The 10,890-nt window shown below is 70.0% G+C and carries 10 protein-coding genes; all 10 read right to left on the bottom strand.

Features of this window, described 5'->3' with window-relative positions; genetic code table 11:
• Positions 1 to 163: 163 nt before the first annotated feature.
• Positions 164 to 3,433, bottom strand: coding sequence for a DEAD/DEAH box helicase (locus BGN97_RS14665; protein ID WP_292703039.1), 3,270 nt, complete (start codon positions 3,431 to 3,433; stop codon positions 164 to 166).
• Positions 3,434 to 3,493: 60 nt separating this feature from the next.
• Positions 3,494 to 3,904 (bottom strand): transcription antitermination factor NusB, encoded by a 411-nt coding sequence (gene nusB, locus BGN97_RS14660; protein ID WP_292703036.1) that lies wholly within the window; start codon positions 3,902 to 3,904, stop codon positions 3,494 to 3,496.
• 1 nt (position 3,905) lies between these two features.
• Positions 3,906 to 4,469 carry an elongation factor P gene (gene efp / locus BGN97_RS14655; protein WP_285632140.1) on the bottom strand — a complete coding sequence of 188 codons (564 nt, stop codon included), beginning with the start codon at positions 4,467 to 4,469 and terminating at the stop codon, positions 3,906 to 3,908.
• Between the two features lie 113 nt (positions 4,470 to 4,582).
• Positions 4,583 to 4,999, bottom strand: coding sequence for a GrpB family protein (locus tag BGN97_RS14650; RefSeq protein WP_292703033.1), 417 nt, complete (start codon positions 4,997 to 4,999; stop codon positions 4,583 to 4,585).
• A gap of 35 nt (positions 5,000 to 5,034) precedes the next feature.
• Positions 5,035 to 5,478, bottom strand: coding sequence for a type II 3-dehydroquinate dehydratase (locus BGN97_RS14645; RefSeq protein WP_292703030.1), 444 nt, complete (start codon positions 5,476 to 5,478; stop codon positions 5,035 to 5,037).
• Positions 5,475 to 6,554, bottom strand: coding sequence for a 3-dehydroquinate synthase (aroB, locus tag BGN97_RS14640; RefSeq protein ID WP_292703027.1), 1,080 nt, complete (start codon positions 6,552 to 6,554; stop codon positions 5,475 to 5,477). Before aroB ends, BGN97_RS14645 begins: the two co-directional genes overlap by 4 nt.
• Positions 6,551 to 7,084 carry a shikimate kinase gene (locus BGN97_RS14635; RefSeq protein ID WP_292703024.1) on the bottom strand — a complete coding sequence of 178 codons (534 nt, stop codon included), beginning with the start codon at positions 7,082 to 7,084 and terminating at the stop codon, positions 6,551 to 6,553. The genes aroB and BGN97_RS14635 overlap by 4 nt, the downstream gene beginning before the upstream one ends.
• Positions 7,068 to 8,297 (bottom strand): chorismate synthase, encoded by a 1,230-nt coding sequence (aroC, locus tag BGN97_RS14630; RefSeq protein ID WP_292703021.1) that lies wholly within the window; start codon positions 8,295 to 8,297, stop codon positions 7,068 to 7,070. The genes BGN97_RS14635 and aroC overlap by 17 nt, the downstream gene beginning before the upstream one ends.
• A gap of 4 nt (positions 8,298 to 8,301) precedes the next feature.
• Positions 8,302 to 9,126 carry a shikimate dehydrogenase gene (locus tag BGN97_RS14625; RefSeq protein WP_292703018.1) on the bottom strand — a complete coding sequence of 275 codons (825 nt, stop codon included), beginning with the start codon at positions 9,124 to 9,126 and terminating at the stop codon, positions 8,302 to 8,304.
• 1 nt (position 9,127) lies between these two features.
• Entirely contained in the window at positions 9,128 to 10,777 is a 1,650-nt protein-coding gene (gene mltG, locus BGN97_RS14620; protein ID WP_292703015.1) for an endolytic transglycosylase MltG, read from the bottom strand.
• Positions 10,778 to 10,890: the final 113 nt, after the last annotated feature.

Genomic DNA, 10,890 nt, shown 5'->3' with positions numbered 1-10,890 from the left:
GATCACCGCCGTGGGGTCGATCTTGATCTGTCCGATCTGCTCGGCGACCTCGACCACGTCGCCGGGGCGGTCGGCGTCGAGCAGCGTCGCGCGCACCACGATGCGCCGCGCCTGCTCGAGAGTCAGCTCGTGCGAAGTCATCGCTCAGAGCCTAGGCCGCCGGTCAGGTCTCCAGAAGACCCCGGATGTCATCGGCCGTGAGCGCCTTCGAGAACAGCTCGTCGTCGTCCATCACCGCGGTGAACAGGCGCGCCTTGCGCTGCTGCAGCGCCAGGACCTTCTCCTCGATCGTGCCCGAGGCGATCAGCCGGTAGACGAACACCCGGCGCGTCTGCCCGATGCGGTGCGTGCGGTCGATGGCCTGCGCCTCGGCCGCGGGATTCCACCAGGGGTCGAGGAGGAACACGTAGTCGGCCTCGGTGAGCGTGAGTCCGAATCCGCCCGCCTTGAGGCTGATGAGGAACACCGGCTGCTCGCCGTCCTTGAAGCCGTCGATGACCTCGGTGCGGTTGCGCGTGGAGCCGTCCAGGTGCACGTACGCGATGCCTGCGGCGGTGAGCCGCTCCGCAGCGTGATCGAGGAAACTCGTGAACTGGCTGAACACCAGCGCCCTGTGCCCCTCAGCCTGAAGCTCCTGGACGTGCTCGAGCAGCACGTCCAGCTTGCTGGAGGGGATCCCGGCATCCGCCTCATCGATCAGGCCCGGCGCGAGAGCCAGCATCCGCAGCATGGTCAGCGAGCGGAAGACGATGAAGCGGTTGCGGTCGAGGTCCGCGAGCAGGCCGAGCAGCTTCTGCCGTTCGCGCTGCAGCACGGCGTCGTAGCGGGCGCGATGCGCGGGCGAGAGCTCGACGAACACCTCCTGCACCTGCTTCTCGGGCAGCTCCGCCGCGACGAGCTCCTTGGTGCGGCGCAGCATGAGCGGGCGGATGCGTCGTCGCAGTCGCTCCAGCCGGCGCTGCCGGTAGTCGCCGCCCTCCTCGTTGTCGGGGACCTTGCCCTTCTCGATGGGCTGCACGTACTCCTCGCGGAACCGCCGTGCCGACGGGAACAGCCCGGGGGCGGTGAGCGAGAACAGCGCCCAGAGGTCGGTGAGGCTGTTCTCCAGCGGGGTTCCGGTCACGGCGATCTTGACCCGGGCGCGCAGCGCCGCGATGGCCTTGTGCGCCTTCGTCGCGGGATTCTTCGCGAACTGCGCCTCGTCCAGGATGACGCCTGCCCATTCGACATCCGCGTACTCGCTGTCGTCGAGACGCAGCAGCGTGTACGAGGTGACGACGACGTCGGCCTGCTGGACGGCGTCGGCGATGCGCTCGTCCCGGCGCGACGCGGTGCCCTCGATGATCCGCATCCGCAGGCCCGGCACGAAGCGGGCCGCCTCGCTGCGCCAGGTTCCGAGAACCGAGGTCGGGGCGATCACCAGGAACGGGCGCGTCTCCCCTGCTTCACGCGCGTGCGCGATCAGCGCGAGCAGCTGCAGCGTCTTGCCGAGGCCCATGTCATCGGCGAGCACACCGCCGAGACTGTGACCCCAGAGGAACGCCAGCCAGTCGAACCCCTGCTTCTGGTAGGGACGAAGCTGGGCGTTCAGCCCCTCGGGCACCGGTGTAGGCGGCACGTTCTGCACGTCGCGAAGCCCCTCGGCCAGCGCACGCCATGACACTGCCGCCTCGGACTGGTCAGCGAGGTCCTCGAAGTCCGCCCACAGGGCGGTCTGGTGCCGGCTGATGCGCGGACCGGTCTCCCACTCGGCGAGATCGGCCGCCTCGTCGATGAGCTCGCGGAGCGCCTGCAGGGCGGGATGCGCGAGGGAGAACCAGCTGCCATCGACGAGCATCAGCTTGGTGCGGCGCATGCTGAGCGCGGTGAACAGGGGCGTGAACGGGATCGAGACGCCGTCGATCTTCACGATGATCCCCAGATCGAACCAGTCCGGATCGGTCGACTCGACGGTCGAGACCGTGATCTCGGGGGCACCGGTGAGCTCGCGGTACTTCTTGCGCTTGCCGGTGATCACGACGCGCACGTCGCTGTCCTCGAAGGCGGGCAGGACGGTGGACGCCCATTCGGCGGCGGGGACGCCGACCACCGCCGCCCGTGGTTCGAACGGGGTGTCGGTCGCGGATGCCCAGATGCGCTCCAGCACGCGGAGCTCGCGCTGCTCGGCGTCGGCGTCGCGGAAGGCGTGACCGGCGGGCACCGGCTCGCCCGAGACGACCGGCACGGTGCCGGGGCCCGCGTACTCCCACTCGAAGCGGTGCTCGAGCCGGTCGGCCGAGCCGAAGTTGACGCGGAGCACGGGCACGGGCCGCACCGGTGCGGGGAGGGAAAGGCCGCTCGCGGCCGTGACCGTCGACTGTCGTGCGATGCTCGGGTAGGCCTCGTCGAGGAACAGGTCGCGATCCTCGGCGGACACCTCGATGGGCTCCTCCGCCGTGATGGCGGCGCGCACGGGCGCGCTCAGGTGCACGGGCGCGAGGGTCACCTCGATGTCGGCGCCCACGACCTCCCAGCGGTAGAGGCCTGTGGTCCCGATCGGACGGACGGATGCTGCGGGTACAGGCTGCTCGTCGATGCGGACGTCCGCGTCGACCAGCAGGCCGCCGTCCTCGTCGGTGTCGATGCGGATGCCCGCCGATGCATGGTCGGCGAGACGGACGGTGGTGTGCGTCTGAGCCGCGACCATGGGGATGCCGAGGCTCGGCAGCGAACGGAGGTGCTGCCAGAGCAGCGGCGACTCGACCCGGTCCAGCGGTATCCAGTCGGAGGCCGTTCCGGAGAGCAGCGAGTCCCGCGCGATGGCGAGGAAGTCGGTGAACCAGCGCGACTGCGCGGCATCGAAGCGGATGCCGGGGCGCCGGATGCCATCCCAGGTGACGTCGCCCTGGATCCACTTGCCGGTGGAGTCGCTGCGCATGAGCGGACGCACGGACAGCTGCACCTCGCCGTGCTCGCGGGTCAGCTCACGCGGCGTGGCGGTGCGGGCGGGGGCGGACCCCCAGCGGTCCCGTGCCCTCGACGGACGCACGCGCAGCTCGACGCCCAGAGCGAGCGCCGTGATCTGCCGCGCCGGAGCGGCCTCGGGCACCAGCCGCCGCCAGGCGGCGCGCTGGGCGTCCAGGCGGCGTTCGACCGCGATCCGCTCGCGGGCCTCCTTCTCGGGCGCGACGAGCATCGCCGCGACCACGTGCTTGCAGCCGCGCTGCAGGGGGCAGGAGCACGCGGTGCCGGCGATCTCCCCGCCGTTGAAGCGGATGCGGCATCGGTACGGCGCGGGCGCGCTGCCGTACACATCGGCCGTGAGCGTCTCTGTGGCAGCATCCCACGACGTGCGCTCGACGTGGCCACGGCGGGCGTAGTCCAGACCGCGCTGATAGCCGCCGTCACCGGCGAGCCGGCGCAGCTGCTGTGCACTGGGCCGGGGAATGCTCATCTCAGCATCCTTCCCGACAGCACCGACGCTCCACCCGGTTCAGCGGGGATCCTGCGCAACTCAGCGTGCGCGGTCGATGCGGGCGAGCACGCCGTGCACGAACGCGCCGGAGTCCTCGGTGGAGAGCTCCTTGGCCAGCTCCACCGCCTCGTCGATCGCGACTGCGGTGGGGACCTCGTCGTTGAAGAGGATCTCCCAGGTGCCGATCCGGAGCAGGGCGCGGTCGACCGCGGGCATCCGCTCGAGCTTCCAGTCACGGCTGTGCGTGGTGATCTGCGCGTCGATCTCGTCGCCGTGGTCGATGACCCCGTCGACGATGTCGCGGGCGTACATCCACGACGCCTGGCGGGAGGGCTCGCTCGCGGCGCGCGCGGCGGCCGCGGCGAGGGACACCGACACCTCTTCTCCGCGCACGTCGGCGGAGAAGAGGATGTCGAGGGCGCGCTTGCGCGCCTTGGTGCGTGCGCTCAACTCAGTCGTTGACCCGGCCGAGGTAGCCACCCGTGCGGGTGTCGACCTTGACCTTGGTGCCCTGCTCGAGGAACAGCGGAACCTGGATCTCGTAGCCGGTCTCGAGCGTGGCGGGCTTGGTGCCGGCCGACGAGCGGTCGCCCTGCAGGCCCGGCTCGGTGTAGGTGACCTCGAGCACGACGGATGCCGGGAGCTCGATGTACAGCGGGTTGCCGTTGTTCAGCGCGATCTGCACCTGCTGGTTCTCGAGCATGAAGTGCGCCGCGTCGCCGACGGTCGCGGCGCCGACGGTGAGCTGGTCGTAGTCCTCGACGTCCATGAAGACGAAGCTGTCGCCATCGGTGTAGAGGTACTGGAAGTCGCGACGGTCGACGTTCTCGATGTCGATCTTGGCGCCGGCGTTGTAGGTGCGGTCGACGACCTTGCCGGAGACGACGTTCTTCAGCTTGGTGCGCACGAACGCACCGCCCTTGCCGGGCTTGACGTGCTGGAACTCGATGACGCTCCACAGCTGTCCGTCGATCGAGAGGACGACGCCGTTCTTGATGTCTGCAGTGGATGCCATGCTGGTGCGAGTCCGTTCGTTTCGAAGGTTCAATGGCCGAGCGCGGATGCGCGCAGGAAGTGGCCAAGGACTCATCTTATCGGATGCCGGGAACCGGCTGTCCGGAGCTCGACTCAGGTCTGGCTGTTCAAGGCGAGGATCTGTGCCTTCTCGCCAGCCGTCAGGTCCGAGATCGAGAGCATCTCCTGGAGCACGGCGGATTTTCCGGCGATGTAGGTGTCGATGTCCATCTCCGCATCACCGGCCAGTGCGAGCTTCACAGCTTCGTATCTCTGCCGGAGCTTTACATCGCTCCTCAGGATCTCACGCACTGCCAGATGATTCCTCAGGTGCAGAGTCCCCTCCACGCAGACATAGACGTGACGAGAGGGACCCTGGTCGGGCGCCGTGAACGCTTCCCTGTCGGGCAGCCCGAGGTCGCCGACATGCTCGTACCCTGCAGTCTCGAGCGCCTTGACCCCCTGGGCCACGTGCGGCCGCCGGACGACGATGTCGATGTCGATGATCGGCTTCGCAGCGAGCCCGGGCACCCGCATCCCGCTGCTCCGCTCCCCCGAACCACCGACTACTCGCCGAGCTGCGCGATCAGCTCCCGCACGGCCTCGGCATAGCCGTCGATGCCCTTGCCGACCACGCGCACCGCGGCGACATCTTCCAGGTACGAGAAGTGCCGGAACGACTCCCGGGCGTAGACGTCCGAGATGTGCACCTCGGCGAAGGGCATGCCGACGCCGGTGAGCGCATCGCGGAGCGACACGGACGTGTGGGTCAGGCCACCGGGGTTGATGACGATGCCCGCGCAGTCCCCGCGCACGGAGTGGATGGCGTCGATCAGCACGCCCTCGTGGTTGCTCTGCACGGCGCGCACCTCGTAGCCGAGGGCGGCCGCCGTCTCTGCGGTGAGCTGCTCGACGTCGGCGAGCGTCGCGGTACCGTACACCTCCGGCTCCCGCGTTCCAAGGAGGTTCAGGTTCGGGCCGTTGACGAGCAGCAGGCGCCGGGTGCTCATGCTCCGACCTCCTGGTAGGCGGCGAACATCAGCGACTCGTCCGGCGCCTGCAGCACCGTCGGCTTGGCGATGTCATCCAGCACGATGAAGCGCAGCATCCCGCCGCGCGCCTTCTTGTCGCGCTGCATGGTCGCCAGCAGCGTGTTCCACGCTCCGGCCCGGTAGGTGGTCGGAAGGCCCAGCGACTCGAGCACGTTCCGATGCCGGTCGACGGCGGCATCGGGCAGGCGTCCGGCCAGGCGCGACAGCTCCGCCGCGTACATCATGCCGATAGAGATCGCAGCGCCGTGCCGCCACTGGTAGCGCTCGGTGTGCTCGATAGCGTGCCCGAGCGTGTGCCCGTAGTTGAGGATCTCCCTCAACCCCGCCTCGCGGAAGTCGTCGGAGACGACCTTCGCCTTCATCTCGATCGCGAGCTCGATCGTGCGGCGGAACTCGTCTGTGGAGGTGTCGACGGCACGCGCCGGGTGGGCTTCGATGATGTCCAGGATCTCCGGCGCCCAGATGAAGCCGGCCTTCACGACCTCCGCGTAGCCGGCGGTCGCCTCGTTCGCGCTCAGGCTGCCCAGCTCGTCGAGGTCGCCGATCACGGCCCGCGGCGCCCAGAACGCCCCGACCATGTTCTTGCCCTCGTTGGTGTTCACTCCGGTCTTGCCACCCACCGCCGCATCCACCAGGCCGAGCACCGTGGTCGGCACCTGCACCACCTGCACGCCGCGCAGCCAGGTCGCCGCCACGAATCCGGCGAGATCGGTGACCGCGCCACCGCCGTACCCGATCACGGCGTCCGAGCGGGTGAAGTCCGCCTGGCCCATGATCTGCCAGCAGAACGCCGCGACCTCGATGCGCTTGCCCGCCTCGGCGTCCGGGATCTCGGCGAGGAGCACCTGCACTCCGCCGTCCGCCACCAGGCGGTCGCGCAGCTCTGCCGCGCGGTTCGCCAGGGTCGGCGGGTGCACCACGAGCACCTTCTTGACCGCCGGGTCCAGGGCCGTCCTGACCCGGTCGAGGATGTCGCGCCCCACGGTGATGTCGTAGGCGGCCTGTCCGGTCACGCTGATGGTCTTGACGGTCATTCCAGTTCCTTCCTCCAGGCGGCGATCCTCTCCGCCAGCATCCGCATCGGCGTGCGGGAAGTGTCGACGGTCAGATCCGCGACCTCCTCGTACCAGCCACGGCGCTCGTCGAAGATCCTCTGCCATCGTTCCAGCGGGTCGTCGTCGCCTGCGAGCAGCGGTCGTCCGGTTCCGCCGATCCGCCGGGACACCGCCTCCGGGGACACCGTGAGGAAGACGACCGGATGCCGCGTCAGCAGCGACCTCGTCGCGGCATCCGTCACGGCGCCGCCTCCGAGCGAGACGACACCGCCGTCCGCCACAGCGGCGTCGACCGCCGCACGCTCCAGTTCGCGGAAGTACGGCTCGCCGTGCTCCGCGAAGATCTTTGGGATCGGCCCCTGCACGGCCGCGATCCTCTTGTCGGTGTCGCTGAAGGGCACCTCGAGCAGCCTCGCGACCTTGCGACCGACGCTCGTCTTGCCCGCGGCCATCGGGCCGACGAGCACCAGCGTCAGCGGCGGATCAGCCCGCTCAGGAGAGCTCATCATGGGCGAGCAGCGCCGCCTCCGATGCGGGAGCGGTGCGCAGTGCCTCCGGGATTCCGGCGAGGTAGCCCTCCAGGTTGCGACGCGTCTCGCGGATGCTGTCGCCCCCGAACTTCTCCAGCACCGAGTTGGCGAGCTCGATGGCGACCATGGCCTCGGCCACGACGCCCGCTGCGGGCACGGCGCACACGTCGGAGCGCTGGTGGTGCGCCGTGGCCTCCTCGCCGGTCGCGACGTCGATCGTGCGCAGCGCATGGGGCACCGTGGCGATGGGCTTCATGCCCGCTCGGACGCGCAGCACCGTACCCGTGGTCATGCCGCCCTCCGTGCCACCGGCGCGGTCGGAGCCGCGGGTGATGCCGCCGTCCGTCTCGAACAGCTCGTCGTGGGCGGCGGAGCCGCGACGGCGCGTGGTCTCGAAGCCGTCGCCGACCTCCACGCCCTTGATGGCCTGGATGCTCATCAGCGCCTGCGCGAGACGTCCGTCGAGACGACGGTCCCAGTGCACGTGCGAGCCGACCCCCGGGGGCAGACCGTAGGCGAGCACTTCGACGATGCCACCGAGGGTGTCGCCGTCCTTGCGAGCGGCGTCCACCTCTGCCACCATCAGCGCGGAGGTGGCGGCGTCGAAGCAGCGCAGCGGATCGGCGTCGAGCGCGTCCACGTCGTCGGGCGTCGGCAGCGCGGAGCCGTCCGGCACCTGCACCGGCCCGATCGAGAGCGTGTGACTGACCAGGCGGACGCCGAGCTCAGACAGGAACGCACGCGCGATCGCGCCCAGCGCGACCCGGGCGGCCGTCTCACGGGCGCTCGCGCGCTCGAGGATGGGCCGGGCCTCGTCGAAGTCGTACTTCTGCATGCCGACGAGGTCGGCGTGGCCGGGACGGGGACGCGTCAGCGCCGCACCACGACCGCGGGACTTCTCGGTCAGCTCGGTCGGCGCCGGGTTCATCACCTCGGTCCACTTCGGCCATTCGGTGTTGCCGATCCGCAGGGCGATCGGGCTGCCCAGCGAGAGGCCGTGGCGCACGCCACCGGAGATCGACAGCTCGTCCTGCTCGAACTTCATGCGCGAGCCGCGCCCGTAGCCGAGCTTGCGGCGCTGAAGGTCGGCCTGGATGGCCTCGGCCGTGATCGTCACACCGGAGGGCAGACCCTCCATGACGGCGATGAGTTCGGGGCCGTGGGATTCGCCGGCCGTGAGCACGCGGAGCATGCCTCTAGTCTTCCACGACCGCCGACCGCATGACTGCCACGATGACGTGCTCGTCCGGGAGCGCAGCGTCCTGCTCCCCCGTCAGGAAGATCCGGATCTGCCGCACCGCCTGGTAGAGCAGCATCTCGAAGCCCGAGATCACACTCTCCCCCGACCAGCCCGCGGCGAGGGCCGAGGGCCACGGCGCGTACGCGGCTTCGAAGAGCACTCCGCCGGAGCTCGACAGCGGCGCGGCGAGGGCGGCATCCAGCACGGTGCCGCTGGGCAGGGTCGCCACGGTCGCGTCGACGGAGCCGGCGGCCGCGTCGAAGGGCACCGCGTCGACCGCGACGTCCAGCGCGTCACCGATGCGGAGCAGCCGGGCTGCCGCCTCGGGGCGGCGTGCGCGCACCTCCACGCGCTGCGCGCCGAGGTCGTGTGCGGCGACCAGAGCGGATGCCGCGGTCGCCCCCGCACCGAGGATCCGCGCCGACCGGATGCCGGAGACGCCGGCGTTGCGGAACGCGTCGACGATGCCGCCGACGTCGGTGTTGAAGCCGCGCAGCCGCTCTCCCAGCAGGAGCGTGTTGACCGCTCCGGTCAGGCGCGCGCGTCCGTCCAGCTCGGTCGCCGTGTCGTGCGCGATCTCCTTGAGCGGCATGGTGAGCGAGAGCCCGCGCCAGGAGTCGTCGAGGGCGTTCAGCGCGGCGGGGAAACCCGCCACGTCGACGCGCTGCCGGCCGTACTGCCAGTCCAGACCGAGCTGCGCATAGGCGGCACCGTGCAGGGCGGGCGACCGGCTGTGTCCGATCGGGGCGCCCCAGACGGCGAGACGCGAGCGCGTGCTCACCTCAGCAGCCCGTGCCGGGGTTCGCCTTGCACCATGCCTGCATCTGCTTGATGGCCTGCTGGTGCTCGGCATAGGTGTTCGAGAAGACCGTCTCGCCCGTGCTCATGTTCACCGTCACGAAGTAGAGCCAGGTGCCGTCGGCGGGATGCATGGCGGCGTCGATCGCGCGAGCACCGGGGTTGGCGATCGGTGTCGCCGGCAGTCCCTTGATGACGTACGTGTTCCACTCGTTCTCGGCGTGCTGCGCCTCCTTCGAGGTGCTCGCCTTGCCCGCGTGCAGCTGCCCGTAGCCGTACTGCGCAGTCGAGTCCATCTGCAGCATCATGCCCGTGTCGAGCCGGTTCTGGATCACACGGGAGACCTTCGGGAAGTCGGGCGTGCGGCCCTCGCGCTCCACGATCGAGGCGATGGTCAGCACGCGCTGCGCGTCGGAGTCCGGGACACCGGCCTTCTTCAGCTGCGCACGCGTCTCGTCGACCATCCGCTGGATGACTTCCTTCGCCGTGACACCGGGATCGAACGTGTAGGTCGCCGGGAAGAGCCAGCCGTCCAGTCTCGACGCCTGCACGCCGTAGATGCTCGGATCCTTGACGGCTGCCTGCAGGTCCTCGAGCTTCAGTCCGACGCCCTGGACGATGCGCGGCAGGGACGACTCGACGGTGCCGCCCTCGGCGATGCGCACGGTGTTGGCCATGCGGTTCTTCGGATCGTCCAGAGCCTTCAAAGCGGCAGCCGCGGTCATCTTCTTCTGCAGCTTGTACACGCCGGGGTAGAACGTGACCGTCGGCCGCTCCGCCAGCAGGTACTCGTAGAAGACGCGATCGGTCTTGGTGACACCGGCCTTGTAGAGCGTCGTCGACACGGGCGAACCGGTGTCGCCCTTCAGGATGGTGACCTGCACCTCACCGGATGCCTCGCCCGGGGCGTAGTCCTTGGGCTCGCCCCAGCCCATCATGTCGTTGATCTTGTCCTGGTAGGTGTTGTAGACCCACGCGCCGCCGGCGGCGATCCCGCCGAGCACGATCAGCACGACGATCAGGCCGATCAGACAGCCGCGTCCGCGCTTCTTCTTCGGGACGGAGCGGTGCTGCTCGGGTGCGAACAGGGCGTCGAGCGAACCGCCGAGCTCGGGCTCGTCGTGCGATAGGTCGCCGTGGTCGGGCTCCGGATCCGTCGCAGCGGAGTCCGGCACCGCGGATGCCATGGGTGCCGCCGTGCGCGGAGCGGACGCGGCCGGCTCCTCCGAGGCAGCGGACGCCGATGCCGGCCGCGGCGTCATGAGGTCCTCGAATCGCGGCTCTGCTGCGGCCTGAGGCCGAGGCTGAGCCTGCGGCGCAACCGCGGGCAGGATCGCCGTCGGTGCATCGGGGGTCTCCGCGGGCTGCGCGTCCGTGGCCGGGGGCTGCTGCTGATCTGCGGGACGCCGCGCTGCGGCATCCTGCTGGAGCGCCCGGCGGGCCTCCGCATCCTGCTGGGCACGACGCTCGGCGGCCTCCGCCGCCTCCTTGGCCGCACGCATCGCCCGGCGGGAGCCCGGTGCCGGCTCGTCGCGGTTCTCGCGCGAGGGCAGCGAGGACGAGGACGCCGTCGGGAGGTTGTCGAAGAGGTCTCCCAGCCCTGGGCCCTGCGGGGATGCGTCGGGGTCATGCATCGTCAGCGGACTCCTCATCGAGGTCGATCACCGCACCGGCGGGGTGTCCGGTGCTCTTCTCCGTGTCCACAGCGTGCTGCAGAAGCACGACCGCAGCCACCTGGTCGACAATG

Origin of the sequence: Microbacterium sp. 69-10, from assembly GCF_001897945.1 — a bacterium.
GTDB lineage: Bacteria > Actinomycetota > Actinomycetes > Actinomycetales > Microbacteriaceae > Microbacterium.
Note: the sequence above shows the minus strand (reverse complement) of the source record. Positions and strands in the feature narration are given on the sequence as shown.